The organism is Actinomadura sp. NBRC 104425 (assembly GCF_030269545.1).
In the GTDB taxonomy this organism is placed as follows: domain Bacteria; phylum Actinomycetota; class Actinomycetes; order Streptosporangiales; family Streptosporangiaceae; genus Spirillospora; species Spirillospora keratinilytica.
The window spans coordinates 16,780-34,496 of sequence record NZ_BSTN01000015.1 but is presented as its reverse complement, the minus strand read 5'-3'; the positions used below and the strand labels follow the sequence as shown (position 1 = coordinate 34,496).

Genomic DNA, 17,717 nt, shown 5'->3' with positions numbered 1-17,717 from the left:
CTTGTAAAGGCGGTCGCGCCGCCTTCCGGCAGGCCGCCGCGCCCACGTAGGTATGAACCCGCAACCAGGGTATGAACACCCGGACAGGACCCGTACGACCAGCAAGATCACATGTGCCTGGGGGAGTGATGAAGGCATCGGTCGGAGATCGACTGCATGTGCACGCCAAGCTCGTGGGGCAGCCGGACCGGGTGGGCGAGATCATCGAGGTCCGCGGCCCCGACGGCGGCCCGCCGTACGTCGTGCGCTTCGAGGACGGACACGAGGGCCTGTGCTTCCCGGGGCCCGACGCCGTGATCGAACCGGCGAATGCCGCCTCCAAGCGCTGACCGCACCGGCGCCGATGGCGCCCTCAGGGGTCGTCATCGGCGTCTTTTCCCCAGTGCCCGCGTTCTCCTCGGGTGGCCGCGTCCCACGCCGCATCCCCGTACCCTCAGGCCGTGGCGCGACGCGGCGAGCCTGCGCCGGGCGTGTCCGCCGATCGATCTCCGCATCCCGTGGTCATAACCGGGGTGCGCGGTCGCAATCATCGCGCCGCCGGGGCCCCGGCGAGAGGGGCGCCGGTGCGGCGCGGCCGGAACCGGCCGTGACCGAGCAGGGGCCCGGCGGGGCGCCGGCCGGTTGCGGTCTCGGCGCGCCCGGCCGGGCGATCATGCATCGGGGTCGGGGGATGGGGTAAACAAGCGGGTCATGAAGAGCGTCGTGGTGCGGGTGACCACTGGGAACCGGGACGTCGTGCACGACATCACCGCCGAGTGCGAGCGGTTCGCCGCCGAGACGGGCGAGGACGGGCTGCTGCACGTCTTCGTCCCGCACGCCACCGCGGGGGTCGCGCTGATCGAGCTGGGCTCGGGCAGCGACGACGACCTGCTGGCCGCGCTGCGCGACCTGCTGCCGCCCGACGACCGGTGGCGGCACGCGCACGGCTCGCGCGGCCACGGGCGGTCCCACGTGCTGCCGGCGATCGTGCCGCCGTACGCGACGATCCCCGTCGTGGGCGGGCGGCTGGCCCTCGGCACCTGGCAGTCGGTGGCGCTCGTCGACCTCAACGTCGACAATCCCGAGCGGCAGGTCCGGCTGTCCTTCCTTGCGGGCTGAGCATGGATTGTTACGCTCGGTGGGTGTCCAGTGACCGTCCCGGCGGCGTTCCCGCCAATGGGCCCACCAAAAGCCGGGAAGACACTTGCGCTAGGGCCCCTCACTTGTGTGGACTGTCCCGCAAACACCGCAGCGGTGTCAGACTCGGACACGTGGAATGTGCCGCGCCCCCGCGCCCCGGCCGGTGCGCAGGGGCCTCCGCTCGGGGGCCGGGAAAGGTACCGCGCGGGCTATCGACCATGGGAGGACTTTCGTGAGCGCGACCGCGGGTCAGGCGCAGACTGAGCGCAGCCTGGCCGAACGGCTCGGCTTCAAGCCGGACCAGGTGGTGCAGGAGATCGGTTTCGACGACGACGTCGACGAGGAGCTTCGTTCCTCCGTCGAGGCGGTCACGGGGAACGAGCTGGTCGACGAGGACTACGGGGACGTGGTCGACGTCGTGCTGCTGTGGTGGCGGGAGGACGACGGCGACCTGTTCGACGGCCTCACCGACGCGCAGGTTCCGCTCACCGACGGGGGATACATCTGGCTGCTCACGCCCAAGGCGGGCCGTGAGGGGCATGTGGAGCCCAGCGACATCGGCGAGGCCGCCCGCAGCGCGGGACTGACCCAGACCAAGAGCGTCAGCGCGGCCGCCGAGTGGTCGGGCACGCGCCTGGTGCCGCCGAAGGCGCGCAAGTAGCCCGGCCGCGGGCGGCCGCCGCGCCGACGCGACCCCGCCCGGCGCGGCATGCCCGGCCGCGGCGCCCATGACGTTCGCGCCGCGACGGCCGTGCTACGAGGGCCGGGTTGCGACGGCCCGGGCCGCGGCGCCGGTGTCACGGCGACCGTGTGATGATGACCGTGTCCCGACGAGCGTGTCCCGACGAGCGTGGCACGACGGTCGCGCGGCCCCGCTTCCACCGCGCCGTGCGGCGGGCGCGGGCGGGGCGGGCGGCCGCCGCACCTGCGGCGGGAGATGGCAGACTGGGCCGCGACGCGCCGTAGTGCGCGCACGTCCCCGCGACCGCGGGGACGAGGAGTTCCCCGCCGCGAGCGGGGCGATCCGCGGGAGAGGCATGGCGGTTGAGGTTGGCGACAGCGCCCCGGACTTCGAACTGAAGGACCAGCACGGCACCCCGGTGAAGCTGTCGGACTACCGGGGCCGGAAGAACGTCGTCCTGGTGTTCTATCCCCTGGCGTTCAGCGGCGTGTGCACGGGCGAGCTGTGCACGATCCGCGACGAGCTGCCGACCCTGGGCGGCGACGACGTCCAGGTGCTGGCGGTGTCGGTCGACTCGATGTTCTCGCTGCGGGCCTGGTCCGAGCAGGAGAAGTACCAGTTCCCGCTGCTGGCGGACTTCTGGCCGCACGGCGGGGTGGCCCGCAGCTACGGGGTGTTCGACGAGGAGCGCGGCGTGGCGCTGCGCGGCACGTTCATCATCGACACCGAGGGCGTCGTCCGCTGGAAGGTCGTCAACGCGATCCCGGACGCGCGCGACATCGACGAGTACCGCAAGGCGCTCGCCGCGCTGTAGGCGTCCCGGGCCTGGCCCGGCCGCACGCCGGCCGGGCCGGTCCGTACTCTTTGCACCCCTTCGCACCCCTGGAGGTGTGATGCCCTGCTTCCGATGCGGGGCGCGGCAGACCGACCCCGTCCGCGGCGCGAGCCCGTGGAAGCGCGGGGTCCGGGCGGACCGCCAGGTGCTGATCTGCCCCCGCTGCCAGGCCGAACACGACTGGACGGCCGAACTCGACCAGTGCGACGCCTGCGGCTCCACCGTGCTGACCTGCCGTCTCGGCGAGGTGGAGTGCCGCGACTGCGGGCACACCCGCGAGGCCGTCCGCGACGACGAGCGCCCCGGTGACCTGGTGCCCTCCGGCGGCGCCGGCCCGGTCGACGCCGACCTGTCGCAGGAGGTCGCGGCGGCGCTGTCGCGCGTCCTCAAGCGCGGCCCCATCCGCTGACCCACGGCCGCCGCCGGGTCCCGCCGGGCGGGCAGGGAGGCCGGGAGGGCGCCCGGCGCCGAGGAGAAGGAACGCCCTCCCGGCGGCCGCGGCCGCGCGGCCCGGACGTCCGGGGCCTCCCCGCGCGTCCGCGGCGACCGCCCTCAGGCGGCCTGGCTCTCGCCCGCCTCCAGCAGGTGGTAGAGCAGCAGCAGCTGTGTGATCGCCAGGGGGTCGCTGGCGGTGCCGTCGGCCAGGCGGCCCAGGGCGTCGCGGTCGATGCCGTCGCCCGCGCGCGGCCCCAGGCGCTCCCAGATGGCCTTCTTGACGACCTGCGACTCCTCGGGCGACACGTAGCCGTGGACGTGCAGCGCGTCCACCGGACGGCCGTCGGTGTCGCGGCGCAACCGCAGGTGCATGGCGGTCCCCGGCTCCTTGAGCACCCCGGCCAGCTCGGGGTGGTCGATGGTGGGGCGCAGCAGCAGCTCGGCCGACAGCGGCGTGCCAGGCGGGTCGGCGCGCTCCGCGACGGGCGCGAACCGCACCACGATGTCGGCCCAGCGGCGCTGCGGGCGGATGAAGGCGGCGCTCTCCGGCTCCCGCCGGTCCAGTTCGCGGCGCACCTGGTCGGGGGTGTAGCCGCGGGTGCGGCAGTCGCGTTCGATCTTCCAGCGGTGCCGCAGGTGCTCGGGCGGGTCGAGGTAGACGGTGATGTCGAAGCAGGCCCGCGCCAGCCGGGTGTGCAGGGGGAGCAGCCCCTCGACGATCACGAACTCGCGCGGCCGGACCAGCTCGGGGCGCACCAGCCGCCCGGTGGTGTGGTCGTACACCGGTTTGAGGATCGGCTCGCCCATCGACAGCAGCTGCAGATGCTGCTCCATGATGTCGATGTGGTTGCAGTCGGGGTGCAGGGCGGTGAAGGGCTTGCCCCGGCGTTCGGCGCGGTCGTAGCGGTGGTAGTCGTCCACGCAGACGGCCGTCATCCGGTCGGCCCCCAGGCACTGCACCAGGCCCCGGGTGAGGGTCGTCTTGCCCGCCGCGCTGTCCCCGGCGATGGCGAGCATGACGGGCCGGCGGGCCGTGCCGCGCGCCCGCAGCATGTGCACGATCCGATGGGGCACCTGGCCTCCTCAGCGTCCCGCGGTGGTCGTTGGTGCTCTGGGACGCTAGGCCGCCGCTCCCGCCCGCCGCGTCCCCCGAGCAGGGGATTCGCGGGGTGAAACCCTTCCTACTGGCGGGTAGGCAACGGCTTGTTATCTTTCCCGAATGGGGCCCATTCGCGTCGTCCTGGTCGACGACCACGAGATGATCCTCGCCGGGTTGAAGGCCATGCTGGCCGGCTTCTCCGGGCGCGTGCGCGTGGTCGGGCAGGCGGGTGCCGGGAAGGAGGCCATCCGGCTGGTCACCTCGCTGCGCCCGGACGTGGTGCTGCTGGACGTGCGGCTCGGTCCGGAGAGCGGCCTGGACCTGTGCCGCACGCTGACCCGCCAGGCGCCCGGCTCGCGCGTGGTGTTCCTTTCGGTGTACGACGACGAGCAGTACGTCTTCGAGGCGCTGCGCGCCGGCGCCGGCGGCTACCTGCTCAAACGGGTCGACGGGCCGGAGCTGGTCAAGCGCCTGGAGGAGGTGGCGCAGGGCGAGACGGTCGTCGACCCGACCCTGGCGGGCCGGATGGCGGTCACCGCCGCCCGGCTGGGCCGCGGCGAGTTCTGGCCCGGCGCCGGGCGCGGGCTCACCCAGCGTGAGAGCGAGGTGCTGGCGCTGCTGGTCGGCGGGCTGTCCAACCGGGCGATCGCGGCGCGGCTGGTGCTGAGCGAGGAGACGGTCAAGAGCCATCTGCGCGCCCTTTACCGCAAGCTGGAGGTTACCGACCGGTCGGCCGCGATCGCCGTCGCCCTGCGCGAGGGGCTGTTCCGGTGACCGCGCCGCCGCTGGAGCTGCTCGCCGCGCGCGGCACCGACCTGCTGCTGCGCGTGGTCGCGGTGGCGTGCGCGGCCCGGGAGCTGCCGCAGCTGGCCGAGGAGCTGGCCGGGCTGGTGGTCCGGTCGGCCGAGGCGCTGATGTTCTGCGACGTGTACGTCCTGGACGACGACGAACGGGCCCTGGACGCCCCCGGCCGCCCGCGCGTGCCGCTGGGCGACGGCGACGTCGGCTGGGTGGCCGCCCACGGGCGCGCCCGCCGGCACGCCGACGGGCGGGGTGTCGCGATCCCCGTGCACGGCGACGACGCGACCACGATCGCCGTGCTGGACGTGCGGTCCGCCGGCCCCTGCCGGGAGCGGGACGTGGCGCTGGCGACCGCGCTGGCCGGGCTGTTCGCGCCCGTCCTGTCGTCGTGCCGCCGGCTGCGCGCCGCCGAGCAGCGCGAGCTCGCCGCCGAACGGTTCGCCGAACGCGCCGTGGAGGTGCAGGAGGCCGAGCGGTCCCGGCTGAGCCGCGAGATCCACGACGGCATCGCCCAGCGGCTGGCCGGGCTCGGGTTCCACCTGTCGGCGGCCGAGGCGGCGCTGCCCGACCACCATCCCGAGGCCGCCGAGCAGATCGCCCTGGCCCGGCGGCTGTGCGAGCTGGCCGCCGCCGAGACCCGCGCCGCGATCGGCGGCCTGCGCCCGCCGGTGCTGGACGACCTGGGCCTGTCCGCGGCGCTGGCCACGCTGGCGCGCGAGGCGGGCGCCGCGAACCTGGACGTCACCGTCGCGGTCACCGGGGAGCTCGACGACGCCCTGCCCGACCACGTGCAGACCGCGCTGTACCGGATCGCCCAGGAGGCGGTGGGCAACTGCCTGCGGCACGCGTCGGCCACCTGCGTGGACCTGCTGCTGGAGCACCACCGCGACCGGGTGCGGCTGGCCGTCACCGACGACGGCGTGGGTTTTCGCGTCCGGGACGTGTTCGCCCCCGGCCGTCGCCCCGGCTCCTACGGGCTGCGCGGCATGGCCGAACGCGCCGAGCTGCTCGGCGGCCGGGTGTCGGTGACCAGCCGCCCGGGCGTCGGCACCACGGTCGAGGCCGTCGTGCCGGTGCCGGCCTCCCGGCGCCGCGGCCCCGAGAACGGGCGCGGCGCCGCGCAGGCGGTCAGCCCTTTCGCACGATCCGGAAGGTGATGCCCGCCCGCACCAGCCGGTCCAGCAGCGCGTCGCCCATGGCCGCGGCGGTGGTGACCTGCCCCGACGTCTTCGGCAGGTCGTCATGCGCCAGGCACAGCGCCGACTCGGCGAGCATCTTGGCGGTCTCGTCGTAGCCCGGGTCGCCGCCCGCCACCTCGGTGACCACCCGCTCGCCGCCGCCCTCGCCGACGAACGTCAGCCGGAACCAGCTCCGGGCCCGCGTCTGCGGGGACGGACCCTGGCCGGGGGCCCGCATGTTCAGCAGCAGTTTGCGAGTGGGCGGGAGCTGCGCCAGCGCCGCGGCGGCTGCGGCGCCCGCCGCCATGCCGAGGACGGTCGGCAGCCGCCGCACCGCCAGGTACATGCCGAAGGTGAAGTCGGGGCCGTAGCGGTCCAGCGCGGCGGCCGACCGGGCCACGATGTCGGGGTCGAGAGTCGGCATCGGCAGCGTCCAGCCCGAGCCGAGGCGGGTGTGCGGGACGGGCCGCTGCGACACGCGCACCCGGCGCCCGGCGGGCCACACCTGCGCGTGGCGGCGCTCGCGCCGGGCGCGCCACATGCCGGGCAGGTCGGCGAACACCCCGATCGCCGAGTGCCAGGTGCCGCCGGACGGGTCGATCTTCAGCCGGACGAACTCCTCCACCCGCACCGGCACGCCCTCGGGCAGCTGCTTGACGGTGAAGTAGACGCCCAGGTCGTGCGGGATCGAGTCGAAGCCGCAGGCGTGCACGAGGCGGGCCCCGCTGCCGGCCGCCTCCTCGTGGTGGCGGACGTACATGCGGTCGACGAACGCCGGCTCGCCGGTCAGGTCCAAATAGTCGGTGCCCGCGCGGGCGCACGCGGCCACCAGCGGCTCCCCGTACCTGGCGTACGGGCCCACCGTGGTGGCCACCACGCGGGCGGACGCGGCGACGTCCCGCAGCGACGCCGCGTCGGTGGAGTCGGCGTACAGCAGCGGCAGGTCCGCGCAGGCCGGGTCGCGGTCGGCGAGGCGGTCGCGCACCGCCTCCAGGCGGCCCCGGTCGCGGCCCGCCAGCGCCCAGCGGGTGCCCGGCGGGGCGTGCTCGGCCAGGTACTCGGCCGTCAGCCCGCCGGTGAACCCGGTGGCGCCGAACAGGACGATGTCGTACGGGCGGTCGGCGGTCATGGTGACCCCTTCCCGTGCTGTCGGTTGCGGTGCGGAGCATGAGTCGAATCCGATTCTGGCGCGCCGCCGCCCGGCGATCACGGACCTTCGGCGGGTGTCCAGCCCGGCGCGTCGACCAGATGCCGGACGAACAGCCGGGCCGTCGGGGTGAGGGACGGCCCCGCCACGGCGTGCCAGGGCCGCTGCAGCGGCATGCCGGGGGCGTCCACGACCACCAGCCGCCCGTCGGCCAGCTCGGCGCCGACGGCGTCCCGCGACACCAGCGCCACCCCCAGCCCCGCGGCCGCCCCGGCGATCACCGCGCCGTTCGAGCCCAGCACCAGGCGCGGCGGGGCGGCGTCGCGGTCGGCCAGGTACGCCTCGGCCGTCGCCCGCGTGCCCGACCCCGGCTCCCGCATCACCCACGCAGTGGCGCCCAGAGCGAACCCCGCCGCCACCGCGGGGGAGCCCACGACCACCAGCTCGTTGGGCCGGCGGGCCAGCACCCTCGCCGGCACGCCCGCGGGCGGGCGTCCGGCCAGCACCAGATCGGCCCGGTGGTCGGCGAGGCTGCCCCACACCTGGCGGCTCGGCCCCACCTCCACGGCCACCTCGACGTCGGGCAGGCGCGCGCGGAACGAGGCCAGCAGCCCCGGCAGCAGCTGGTCGGCGGCGGTGGTCACGGCGGCCAGCCGCAGCGAGCCGCGGGCCGGGTCGGCCGCGCCGCGGGCCGCGGCCCGCCCCTGCTCCAGCAAGCCGAGCACCCGCCGGGCGTACGAGGCGTAGGCGGCGCCGGCCGGGGTCAGGCGCAGGCCCCGCCCGTCCCGCTCCACCAGCGGCACCCCCACCTCCCGGGCCAGCGCCGCGACCGCCGCCGACACCGCCGACTCGGTGACGTACAGCCGCTGCGCCGCCGCCCGCACCGACCCGGTGTCGGCGACCGCCGTGAACGACCGCAGCCGCGCCTCGGTCATCCCGCCCCTCCCGCAGGTTCAAGCGATCGATTGATGGTCACTGCAGAAGACTTGATGGACATTGCAAGTATCGGCGCGGCAGGCTCGAACCGTCCACCCAATGCGGACCACGGACGGGAGCGGACGATGAGCAGCGCGGACAGATGGTCGGCGGGCGTGATCCCGTACGCCGAGATGGGGTACTGGCGGCCCGACTACCAGCCCAAGGACACCGACGTGCTGGCGGCGTTCCGGATCACCCCCCAGCGCGGCGTGCCGCCGGAGGAGGCGGGCGCCGCCGTCGCGGGCGAGTCGTCCACCGCCACCTGGACCGTCGTGTGGACCGACCGGCTCACCAGCTACGACACCTACCAGGGCAAGTGCTACCGGGTGGAGGCCGTGCCCGGACGCGAGGGCGAGTTCATCGCCTACATCGCCTACGACCTCGACCTGTTCGAAGAGGGCTCGATCGCCAACCTGACCAGCTCCATCATCGGCAACGTCTTCGGCTTCAAGGCGCTCCGGGCGCTGCGGCTGGAGGACATGCGCATCCCCCCGCACTACGTCAAGACGTTCCAGGGGCCCGCGCACGGCATCGTCATGGAGCGCGAGTACCTCGGCAAGTTCGGCCGCCCTCTGCTCGGCGCCACCGTCAAACCGAAACTGGGCCTGTCGGCGCGCAACTACGGGCGCGTGGTGTACGAGGCGCTGCGCGGCGGGCTGGACTTCACCAAGGACGACGAGAACATCAACTCCCAGCCGTTCATGCGCTGGCGCGACCGGTTCCTGTTCTGCATGGAGGCCGTCGACCGGGCGCAGGCCGCGACCGGCGAGGTCAAGGGCCACTACATGAACGTGACCGCCGCGACCATGGAGGACATGTACGAGCGGGCCGAGTTCGCCCGCGACCTCGGCAGCGTCATCGTCATGATCGACCTGACCGTCGGGTACACCGCGATCCAGTCGATGGCCAGGTGGGCGCGGCGCAACGGCGTCCTGCTGCACCTGCACCGCGCCGGGCACTCCACCTACACGCGGCAGAAGACGCACGGCGTCAACTTCCGCGTGCTCGCCAAGTGGATGCGGCTGGCCGGCGTCGACCACATCCACGCCGGCACCGTCGTCGGCAAACTGGAGGGCGACCCGGGCAGCGTCGCCGGTTTCTATGACACCCTGCGCCTGAACCGCGTCGAGGCCGACCCGCGCAAGGGCCTGTACTTCGACCAGGAGTGGGCGTCGCTGCCGGGCACCATGCCCGTCGCGTCCGGCGGCATCCACGCCGGGCAGATGCACCAGCTGCTGCACCACCTCGGCGAGGACGTCGTGCTGCAGTTCGGCGGCGGCACCATCGGCCACCCCATGGGCATCGCCGCCGGCGCCACCGCCAACCGCGTCGCCCTGGAGGCGATGATCAAGGCGCGCAACGAGGGCCGCGACTTTCTGGCCGAGGGCCCCGACATCCTGCGCGCCGCCGCCCGGCACAGCCGCGAGCTGGACGTGGCGCTGTCCACCTGGGGCGATGTGACGTTCACCTACGAGTCCACCGACACCCCCGACGTCGTCGAGACCCCTGTGAGCATCTGATGCGCATCACCCAAGGCACCTTCTCCTACCTGCCCGACCTCACCGACGACGAGATCGCCGCACAGGTCGCCTACGCCCTGGAACGCGGCTGGCCCTGCTCGGTCGAGTTCACCGACGACCCGCACCCGCGCAACACCTACTGGGAGATGTGGGGCCTGCCGATGTTCGACCTCACCGACCCCGCCGGGGTCGTCCACGAGGTCAACGAGTGCCGCAGGGCCTACCCGGACCACTACATCCGCCTCAACGCCTACGACGCGAGTCACGGGCGGCAGACCACCGCGCTGTCGTTCATCGTGCAGCGCCCGGCCGACGAGCCCGGCTTCCGCATCGACCGCGAGGAGACCCGCGACCGGCAGGTCCGCGTCCGCCTCCACCCGTACGCGCTCGACCGGCCCCGAGGGGCCCGCCGCGTCTCCGCGAAGGAGCCGGATTGAGCGGCAGGCTCGGATTCGGCATGCGGCCGTCCGAGAACGGTTCCCCGGCGACACCAACGCCGCCGGGCGCCGGGGAACCGCCGCCGCTTTCGGCCGCGCCGCCGCCTCCGGCCGCGCCGCTGCCGCCGGACGCCCGCATCGACCTGGCGGCCGAACGCGCCGCCTCCCGCGTCGACGACGTGCTGGACGCCCTCGACGCCGACCTGGTCGGCCTGGCCCCCGTCAAAAGCCGCATCCGGGAGCTCGCCGCGCTGCTGCTGGTCGACCGGGCCCGCGCCCGCTTCGGCATCGGCACCGGCCGCCCCAACCTGCACATGTGCTTCACCGGCAGCCCCGGAACCGGCAAGACCACCGTCGCCACCCGCCTGGCCGAGCTGCTGCACCGCCTCGGCTACGTCCGCCGCGGCCACCTCGTCGCGGTCACCCGCGACGACCTCGTCGGCCAATACGTCGGGCACACCGCCCCCAAGACCAAAGAGGTGCTCAAACGCGCCATGGGCGGCGTCCTGTTCATCGACGAGGCCTACTACCTCTACCGCGCCGAGAACGAACGCGACTACGGCCAGGAGGCCATCGAGATCCTCCTCCAGGTGATGGAGAACCGGCGCGACGACCTGGTGGTGGTCCTGGCCGGCTACAAGGACCGCATGGACGCCTTCTTCGCCTGCAACCCCGGCATGAGCTCCCGCATCGCCCACCACATCGACTTCCCCGACTACACGCCCCCGGAACTGGAGGCGATCGGGCACCTCATGCTGGAACGCGAGGGCTACGTCCTGTCCCCCGACGCCGTGCCCGTCTTCCGCGACCACCTCCGGCGCCGCCGCGCCCAGCCCCGCTTCGCCAACGCCCGCTCCGTCCGCAACGCCATCGAACGCGCCCGGCTGCGCCACGCGGCCCGCCTCGTCGCCGCCGGCGGCGCCGCCGGACGCGACGATCTGATCACGCTGCGTCCCGAGGACTTCGCCGCCGGCCCCGTTCACTCTGCGCGAGAATGAACCCGTCAGGGGACCGCCCCGCCATGTCCTAGTGTTGAGTGCGTCGGCATGAGGAATGTGGGGGAGACGGTGCGCAACCCTGAGGATCTGTACGAGCTGGACACCGACCTGCCGGGGTTGTCCGGACCGGTGCTGCTGCACAGCCTCGACGGCTTCGTCGACGCGGGGTCCACCGGGCAGCTCCTGCGCGAGCACCTCCTCGACGCGCTGGACCACCGCGTGATCGCGCGCTTCGACGTCGACTCGCTGCTGGACTACCGGGCCCGTCGTCCGATGATGGTCTACGACCGCGACCACTGGGCCTCCTACGACGCCCCCGAACTGGTCGTCCACCTGCTGCGCGACGAGGTCGGCACCCCGTTCCTCATGCTCAGCGGGCCCGAGCCCGACCGGCTCTGGGAGGGCTTCACCGCCGCCGTCCGGCACCTGGTCGAACGCCTGGGCGTCCGCCTGGTCGTCGGCTTCCACGGCATCCCCATGGGCGTGCCGCACACCCGCCCGGTCGGCCTGACCTCGCACGCCACCCGCTCGGAGCTGATCAACCGCACCTCCTGGTTCGACAAGGTCCAGGTGCCCGGCAGCGCCGCCGCCCTGCTCGAACTGCGCCTGGGGGAGGCGGGCCACGACGCGGTCGGGTTCGCCGTCCACGTCCCCCACTACCTCGCCCAGGCCGCCTACCCGGCCGCCGCAGTCGCCGCCCTGGAGGCCGTCGTCTCCGCCACCGGCCTGGTCCTGCCCTCCGACCGCCTGCGCGAGGCCGCCGCCAAGACCGACGCCGAGATCTCCCGGCAGATCGCCGGCAACGAGGAGGTCGAGAAGGTGGTGCGCGCCCTGGAGGAGCAGTACGACGCCTTCGCCGGCGCCGCCGACCGCGAAAGCCTGCTCGCCGAGTCCCAGGACATGCCCACCGCCGAGGAGATCGCCGCCCAGTTCGAACGCTTCCTCGCCGAGCAGGACGGCCCCGACTCCCAACCCTGATTTTCGTTTCGCGATCGCACCCCCCGACCGGGTACGCTTGCCCGGTCACCGGGATCCTTCTCGATCCCTCCCGGGCGCATAGCTCAGTGGTAGAGCACTCGCCTTACAAGCGAGGAGTCGCAAGTTCGATCCTTGCTGCGCCCACCCAGCTCAGGGCCGTGATCACCGTTCGGTGATCACGGCCCTTCGCGCCTCTGGGTGACCAACCGGGTGACTAAGGCTCCTCACCCGGGGCGTCGTCGGCGAAGATGCGGTCCATCGCCGTGGCCCCTTCCTCCATGACCGGCCGGATCTGCCGGCGGTACACCGTCTCGGTGACCGCCGTGCCGCGATGGCCGACCAACCGGGAGATGTGCTCCACCGGCACCCCGGAGTCCGACAGCAGGGACACGAAGCTGTGCCGCATCTCCCGCGGCGCCCAGTCGGCACCCACCAGTCCGGCCGCGTCAAGCACCTTGCGGAAGTCGCGCCGGACGTTGCTCGCGCTGAGCGGGGTCCCGTTCCTGGTCACGAACACCAGGTCGGATGCGACCGCCTCACCTCGTTGGCGCAGCTCCTGCCGGTGCTCCCAGAGGGCCCGCAGCGCCTCCACACAGCGCCGCGGCAGCTTCAGGGTGCGCCGGGACTTCTTGGTCTTGGTGTCGCCCTTCCTGCGGACCGACCTCCACACATGCACCGCGAATCCCTCGTGCTCCCAACCGACCTCGGCGACGGCGAGCCACGCCTGGCGGCGTTCATCGAAGGCGACGACGTGCGGCCACGTGAGGGCGCGCAGTTCCTCGGTGCGCGCCCCCGTGAGCAGCGAGAGGACGATGTAGGCGCGCATGCGCGCACCGGACTTCTCAGCGGCCGCCAGAACCGCCTCGGCCTGCTTGAACGTGAGTGCTTTGGACGGGCGCCCCTCCCGGCCTTCCGGGACCTCGCACAGTTCCACGACGTTCCGCCGGACCTTGTCCCGTGCCATAGCGTGCCTGACCGACCGGTTCAGGATCGAATGGATCAGCTTGAGCGATCGGGTGCTGAGCTCTGCGGACTTGTCCGCCAGCCACTTGTCGACGTCCTCGGCCGTCAGGTCCCGAAGCTTGCGGGCGCCCAGCGCGGGGATCACGTGGTGCTCGGCGAAGGTGGTGTTCATGTCCACCGTCCTGTCGGCTCGGCCCTTCAGCCCGTAGGTGAGCCAGTAGGTGACGGCGTCGGCGACCGTGTAGTTGCCCGGCGAGGGCGTCAACCCGTCCTCTTGGTCGCGCAGATTCTGCTTGAGCTTGTTCCTGGCTTCCGTCTTGGTGCGTCCGCTTCCCTTGCGGACGATGCGCTTACCGGCCGGGGTGTAGCCGATGGTCACTGTGGCGATCCACCGCTTGCGCGTCTTGTCCCAGTGAAGACCGCCTTCCCCGCGGCTGCGCCTCTTGGTGCTTCCCTTCTTGGCACCCTTGGGCCCGCCGTTTCGGCCGTCGGGCTCCTCAGGCGTAGCGATCGTGGTCTCGGCCATTTCAGGCCACCTCGCCCTGAGCCTCGCGCTCCAGCAGTTCCACGTACTCGGCGATGGCGCTGGCCGGCACCAGGCGGGAGCGCCCCTCCTTGACGGTCCGCAGACGGCCGGAGCGGATCAGCTCGTAGACGACGCTGCGGCTGAGGGAGAGCAACTCCATTGCCTCGCTGACGCGGTAAAGAGCCTTGTCCAGGTTGACGGGCGTGTCGGGCCTCACGGCGGTCATGCTGTTCGTACCGAAATCGGTCATCAGACGACGGCCTCCGTTCCGTTTCCAGGGAGGGCGATGTAGTCGGCGGTGGCGCTGCCGGGGCTTGCGCCGGGACCGGCCCCGACCGGGGCGGGTGCGCCCGGTCGGGGTGCTTGGGGGTTCGGTTGGGGAGGGGTGGCCGTCCCAGCCGTCCCAGGGTCGTTTTCGCTGGTCAGTGCTGGGACGGCTTGGCGGGTGGGACGGCTTGAGCCGTCCCATGGGGCCTTGTGGTGGGACGGCTTGAGCCGTCCCGCGAGATCAAGCCGTCCCAGGGCTGACCTGCGTTGGGACGGCTGGGACGGCCGGGACGGCTGCCCCCGGCAGAGTGAGCACGGTGCCCTCTGCGGCCGGTTCGGGGATGGTGTCGTCGGGCGGGCAGTAGCGGGCCCAGGCGTCCAGGAAGTCGGCGCGCCGGTAGCCTTTGGCCTGTCCACCGGGGAAGCGGATGTTGGCCGAGCGGATGTCGTACTCGCGTAGCAGCGCGCCGAGCTTCATGGCGGTCAGCCCGTTGGGCCCGTAGTCGTTCCAGGGCGCTTCCGGGTCGGCCTTGAGCCGTTCCAGCAGGACGGCGGTGGGCAGGGCGGTGTCGGCGCCGAATGCGGTGCGGCAGTCGGCGAGAAGCCGCAGGCGCGGGGACTGCTGTTGGTTGTCGTCGGCTTCGGCGGTCATGGCGACGGCGGCGGCGCGGGCCCGCTCAGGCCAGTGCCCGCCGGCGTGGTCGGCGACGATCACGAGGGGTTCCCAGGTATCGGCGGCGCGGTCTTCCACGGGCATGGGCGGTTCGGCTTCCTCCAAGGTGTGCAGGTCGGCGCGTAGCCAGCGGTTCAGGGCGGCGGCGAGCCGGCGCAGGGCGGGGCGGTCGCGGCGGTGCCGGAACGGCGCGACGGTCTCGCCGGGGCCGCGGCGGCGCATGCGCACCACGACGGCGCGGTCTTCGATGGTGTCGGGCATGGCGCCGATGCCGGCGAGCGCCGCCATGGCGAAGGTGGGGATGGACTCCACACGGTTGAGGGCGGCGTCGTAGCGCTTGGCGGGCCGGTTGCGCTGGTGGCCGGCGTTCAGCAGACCGCGCAGATCCTCGTTGCCCTCGGCCTTTGCTCCGAAGATGGTGTCGGCCTCGTCCACCAGCAGGGTGGGCGGGTCGTCGGTGATGGACCGGTAGACCGCCGCCGGGGACGAATTGACGGTGATGAACGGGTCGTGGCACGTCGCCTCGGTCACGTCCAACAGGCGCGACTTGCCGCACCGCTTCTCGGGGCCGCGGATCACGAGCCGCGGCGCGTGCGCCCACGCCGGTTGGGCGTGCGTGGCGGCGATCCACAGCGTCACCGCGTCGGCGGCGTGCGCGCTGGGCAGGATCACGTACCGGGTCAGCGCCTGGTGGAGCGCGTCCAGCAGCGCAGCGCCGGACAGCGGGCAATCCCCGTCGGGCGTGGTCACGCGGCTTCCCCCCTGGTGATGGTGCGCGGGTTGCGGGCCCCGGCGGCCAGCGCGGAACGGATGGTGGCGCGCGCCTCTGCGGGCGTGAAGGCGGCCGGGCCGGTGGAGAAGTGGACCGCGGCGGCGTTCCACAGCGCGTCCCACGCCGTGTCTTCCGGCAGCACACCGGCGCCGGTCAGGCGGCCGAGGTTGTAGGCGGCCTTGTTCAGCGCGTGGTTGCGCCCGCCGGGAACGGCTTGGGTGATGCGGGCCGCTTCCCCCTTGAGTGCCGCTTGCACGTAGGCGGGCAGGTCCGCCACCCTCTCCGCCCGGTCGCGGTCGGGGGCACCCAAGGAGGGGGCGGGAGTGAGCAGTCCGGCCAGCCAGCCGGGCAGCGGCGCGGCCTCGGCCGGGTTGATCACGGTGTAGGGCCCGGTGCCGTCCGGCAGATCCACGAAGCTGCCGGGCGCCACCACGTACCCGCCGTGCGCGCGGGTGTCGATCAGCCATCCCAACCCGGTGCGGTATCGGCCGGAGGTGTTGCGCAGCGCGGTGCCGGGCGGGGCGGTGAAGTACAGGTGCATCCCGCCGCGGCGGGTGGTCACGGTGAAGGTGTCGAACGGGAACGGCTGGCCGTGCCGCTCGCACAGCATGGCCAGCACGTCGGCACCGTTGTTGACACCGGGCATGGCCCACTCGGCGGGCGGCTTCTCGCCGGGCTTGGGGGTGTCCAGGTCGATCACCACCAGCCCGGACGGTCCGCACGCGATGCCGACGTTGTAGCGGCCGCGGGACCAGAACGCGCGGATGCGGTCGGGGGCGGCGGTGGCGTTGGCCTCCCAGTCGGTGAACCCCGCCAAGGGCGCCTTGCCGCGCGGGGTGAGGGGGAACACGCGCCAGCCCCGGCGCGCGCACGCCAGGGCGGCGGCGCCGGGGTGCGGGCCGGTACGGGTCATGCGGCGTCTCCGGGCAGGATGATCAGTCCTTCGGGGGTGAGGGTGAACTCGTGGCCGTTCTGGCAGGTCCACAGGTCGCCGGCGTTGTCGGGGTCGATCGCGGCCCAGCACGTGGCGGGGGTGAGGCAGTACGGGCAGTCCGGGCCGTCCTGCACCGGCCAGTGCGTGACCGGGATGGCCCAGTCGGCGGGGCAGGTGCGGCAGTGCCAGACGTTGACCTCGGTGCCGTCGCAGGTGGTGGCCGGGCCGATGAACACCACGTCGGCGGGGCGTTGGCAGGTGGGGCAGTCAGGTGCGGTCAGCAGCGGCCATTGCTCGGCCAGCGGACGCGGTTCGGCATTCATGGCAGGGCCTCCCTTCCGAATGGATGAGGGCGGGCTTGAACAGGGAGAGGCCCCGGGACCGGCGGTCGGTCCCGGGGCCTTTGCAGCGGGGTCGGCTTCCGGCGGGAAGCTGCGGCTCGGCGGTCGGGGACGAGCAGCGGTGGCCGTGGTGGCGCCGCAGGCCGCTTTGCGCCCCTACTGCGGCAGGGGGCTTTGGGCGTTCTCGGTTTGGGCCAGGACGGCGGCGGTGACGTCGGGCGGCAGCGGCCACAGACCGGCGGCGCCGCGTGCGGGCACCGGGTGCTGTAGGGGGCGGACGTTGGCCAGCTGCCAGTGCCAGTAGCCGCGCGCGGCCCACGGCGAGCAGATCGGCGCGCCGTCGGCGTGGCAGGGGTGGGTGCTGTCGCGGTGCCGGTGACAGCCGACGATCTCGGCGACGGCCAGCACGGCGCCGCGGTGGTCGCGTTCGGCGGCCTGGTACGGCGTGAGGCCGATCATGTCGGCGATCCACAGCAGGGTGAAGCGGCCGACGTCGTCCCATGCTTTGGGTGCGTGGATGGCGATCGGGCCGCGGTGGCGGGTGGGGCGGGTGCGGTTCTCGGTGTCTTTGCCGTGGCAGATGGCCAGGGCCCATGGCTGGCGCACGGACAGGGCTTTGAGGGTGGTCATCGGCGTTCCCGGCGCTTGTGCTCGTTTTGGGCGTAGGGGCGGTGGGCGAAGGGGCGGTGTTCGCGGCCGATGCCGCCGCACCGGTCGCAGGCTCGGAAGGAGTCGGTGAACCAGGTGCCGCGGTGCTTGCCCGTGCCACCGCAGCGGCGGCATGCCCGGTAGGGGTGCACACGGATGGAGATGGCGTAGCCGATGCCGTAGACGAGGGCGGCCAGGGCCAGCAGCAGCCACAGGCCGGTGCCGTTCCCGCCGCCGTCGGTGGCGGGGGCGGGCGGCGCCGCGGCGATGTGCGTGAGGGAGCCGGTGAAGAACATGCGTGGGTCCTCCGTTTCCGGGTGCGCCCATGTGTGGGGAATCGGAAGGGGGCGCATCCGCGGTGGCGGTCACGGAACGTAGGTGGGGGA

At 73.3% G+C, this 17,717-nt stretch carries 21 protein-coding genes and 1 tRNA gene; 12 read left to right on the top strand and 10 right to left on the bottom strand.

Features of this window, described 5'->3' with window-relative positions; genetic code table 11:
• Positions 1-128 precede the first annotated feature (128 nt).
• The 5 genes from QSK22_RS21855 (at position 129) to QSK22_RS21835 (ending at position 3,045) form a co-directional block, all read left to right on the top strand.
• Positions 129-329 carry a DUF1918 domain-containing protein gene (locus QSK22_RS21855; RefSeq protein ID WP_285496146.1) on the top strand — a complete coding sequence of 67 codons (201 nt, stop codon included), beginning with the start codon at positions 129-131 and terminating at the stop codon, positions 327-329.
• A 361-nt stretch (positions 330-690) separates the two neighbouring features.
• Positions 691-1,098 carry a secondary thiamine-phosphate synthase enzyme YjbQ gene (locus QSK22_RS21850; RefSeq protein WP_285496144.1) on the top strand — a complete coding sequence of 136 codons (408 nt, stop codon included), beginning with the start codon at positions 691-693 and terminating at the stop codon, positions 1,096-1,098.
• A gap of 253 nt (positions 1,099-1,351) precedes the next feature.
• The gene (locus tag QSK22_RS21845; RefSeq protein ID WP_285496142.1) at positions 1,352-1,780 is read left to right on the top strand and encodes a DUF3052 domain-containing protein; all 429 of its coding nucleotides are present in this window, start codon (positions 1,352-1,354) and stop codon (positions 1,778-1,780) included.
• Between the two features lie 376 nt (positions 1,781-2,156).
• A complete protein-coding gene (locus tag QSK22_RS21840) occupies positions 2,157-2,615 on the top strand; it encodes a peroxiredoxin (protein ID WP_285496141.1) in 459 nt (152 codons plus the stop codon).
• Positions 2,616-2,694: 79 nt separating this feature from the next.
• Positions 2,695-3,045 carry a hypothetical protein gene (locus QSK22_RS21835; RefSeq protein WP_285496140.1) on the top strand — a complete coding sequence of 117 codons (351 nt, stop codon included), beginning with the start codon at positions 2,695-2,697 and terminating at the stop codon, positions 3,043-3,045.
• A 143-nt stretch (positions 3,046-3,188) separates the two neighbouring features.
• Here QSK22_RS21835 and QSK22_RS21830 read toward each other — a convergent pair whose 3' ends face one another.
• A complete protein-coding gene (locus QSK22_RS21830) occupies positions 3,189-4,145 on the bottom strand; it encodes a phosphoribulokinase (protein WP_285496139.1) in 957 nt (318 codons plus the stop codon).
• Between the two features lie 145 nt (positions 4,146-4,290).
• Between QSK22_RS21830 and QSK22_RS21825 the strand changes: the two genes are divergently transcribed.
• Both QSK22_RS21825 and QSK22_RS21820 read left to right on the top strand, forming a co-directional pair.
• On the top strand, positions 4,291-4,944 hold the full coding sequence (locus tag QSK22_RS21825) for a response regulator (RefSeq protein ID WP_285496138.1): 654 nt from the start codon (positions 4,291-4,293) through the stop codon (positions 4,942-4,944).
• A complete protein-coding gene (locus QSK22_RS21820) occupies positions 4,941-6,128 on the top strand; it encodes a GAF domain-containing sensor histidine kinase (protein WP_285496137.1) in 1,188 nt (395 codons plus the stop codon). The genes QSK22_RS21825 and QSK22_RS21820 overlap by 4 nt, the downstream gene beginning before the upstream one ends.
• On the opposite strand, the gene QSK22_RS21815 is transcribed toward QSK22_RS21820, so the two are convergent.
• Positions 6,100-7,278, bottom strand: a complete 1,179-nt coding sequence (locus tag QSK22_RS21815) for a saccharopine dehydrogenase family protein (protein ID WP_285496136.1) — start codon at positions 7,276-7,278, stop codon at positions 6,100-6,102. The two genes, QSK22_RS21820 and QSK22_RS21815, sit on opposite strands and share 29 nt — an antisense overlap.
• Before the next feature lie 77 nt (positions 7,279-7,355).
• Positions 7,356-8,231 (bottom strand): LysR substrate-binding domain-containing protein, encoded by an 876-nt coding sequence (locus tag QSK22_RS21810; RefSeq protein ID WP_285496135.1) that lies wholly within the window; start codon positions 8,229-8,231, stop codon positions 7,356-7,358.
• 126 nt (positions 8,232-8,357) lie between these two features.
• Here QSK22_RS21810 and QSK22_RS21805 point away from each other — a divergent pair, with 126 nt between their 5' ends.
• The 5 genes from QSK22_RS21805 to QSK22_RS21785 all read left to right on the top strand — a co-directional run bounded on the left by QSK22_RS21805 (position 8,358) and on the right by QSK22_RS21785 (position 12,351).
• A complete protein-coding gene (locus tag QSK22_RS21805; RefSeq protein WP_285496134.1) occupies positions 8,358-9,794 on the top strand; it encodes a form I ribulose bisphosphate carboxylase large subunit in 1,437 nt (478 codons plus the stop codon).
• Positions 9,794-10,231 carry a ribulose bisphosphate carboxylase small subunit gene (locus QSK22_RS21800; RefSeq protein ID WP_285496133.1) on the top strand — a complete coding sequence of 146 codons (438 nt, stop codon included), beginning with the start codon at positions 9,794-9,796 and terminating at the stop codon, positions 10,229-10,231. Before QSK22_RS21805 ends, QSK22_RS21800 begins: the two co-directional genes overlap by 1 nt.
• Positions 10,228-11,229 carry a CbbX protein gene (cbbX, locus tag QSK22_RS21795; protein ID WP_285496132.1) on the top strand — a complete coding sequence of 334 codons (1,002 nt, stop codon included), beginning with the start codon at positions 10,228-10,230 and terminating at the stop codon, positions 11,227-11,229. The genes QSK22_RS21800 and cbbX overlap by 4 nt, the downstream gene beginning before the upstream one ends.
• Positions 11,230-11,298: 69 nt before the next feature.
• A complete protein-coding gene (locus tag QSK22_RS21790; protein WP_285496278.1) occupies positions 11,299-12,207 on the top strand; it encodes a proteasome assembly chaperone family protein in 909 nt (302 codons plus the stop codon).
• Positions 12,208-12,279: 72 nt separating this feature from the next.
• Positions 12,280-12,351, top strand: a tRNA-Val gene (locus QSK22_RS21785).
• A gap of 70 nt (positions 12,352-12,421) precedes the next feature.
• Here QSK22_RS21785 and QSK22_RS21780 read toward each other — a convergent pair.
• From QSK22_RS21780 to QSK22_RS21750, 7 genes are all read right to left on the bottom strand, one after another.
• The gene (locus QSK22_RS21780) at positions 12,422-13,696 is read right to left on the bottom strand and encodes a tyrosine-type recombinase/integrase (protein WP_285496131.1); all 1,275 of its coding nucleotides are present in this window, start codon (positions 13,694-13,696) and stop codon (positions 12,422-12,424) included.
• A gap of 1 nt (position 13,697) precedes the next feature.
• Complete coding sequence (locus QSK22_RS21775) at positions 13,698-13,922, bottom strand: helix-turn-helix domain-containing protein (protein WP_285496130.1); 225 nt, start codon at positions 13,920-13,922, stop codon at positions 13,698-13,700.
• Between the two features lie 282 nt (positions 13,923-14,204).
• On the bottom strand, positions 14,205-15,386 hold the full coding sequence (locus tag QSK22_RS21770; RefSeq protein ID WP_285496129.1) for a DUF3631 domain-containing protein: 1,182 nt from the start codon (positions 15,384-15,386) through the stop codon (positions 14,205-14,207).
• Positions 15,383-16,321 (bottom strand): bifunctional DNA primase/polymerase, encoded by a 939-nt coding sequence (locus QSK22_RS21765; protein WP_285496128.1) that lies wholly within the window; start codon positions 16,319-16,321, stop codon positions 15,383-15,385. Before QSK22_RS21765 ends, QSK22_RS21770 begins: the two co-directional genes overlap by 4 nt.
• Positions 16,318-16,665, bottom strand: a complete 348-nt coding sequence (locus tag QSK22_RS21760) for a hypothetical protein (RefSeq protein WP_285496127.1) — start codon at positions 16,663-16,665, stop codon at positions 16,318-16,320. Before QSK22_RS21760 ends, QSK22_RS21765 begins: the two co-directional genes overlap by 4 nt.
• 174 nt (positions 16,666-16,839) lie before the next feature.
• Complete coding sequence (locus tag QSK22_RS21755; protein WP_285496126.1) at positions 16,840-17,313, bottom strand: ASCH domain-containing protein; 474 nt, start codon at positions 17,311-17,313, stop codon at positions 16,840-16,842.
• Positions 17,310-17,627 (bottom strand): hypothetical protein, encoded by a 318-nt coding sequence (locus QSK22_RS21750; protein ID WP_285496125.1) that lies wholly within the window; start codon positions 17,625-17,627, stop codon positions 17,310-17,312. The genes QSK22_RS21755 and QSK22_RS21750 overlap by 4 nt, the downstream gene beginning before the upstream one ends.
• Positions 17,628-17,717 lie beyond the last annotated feature (90 nt).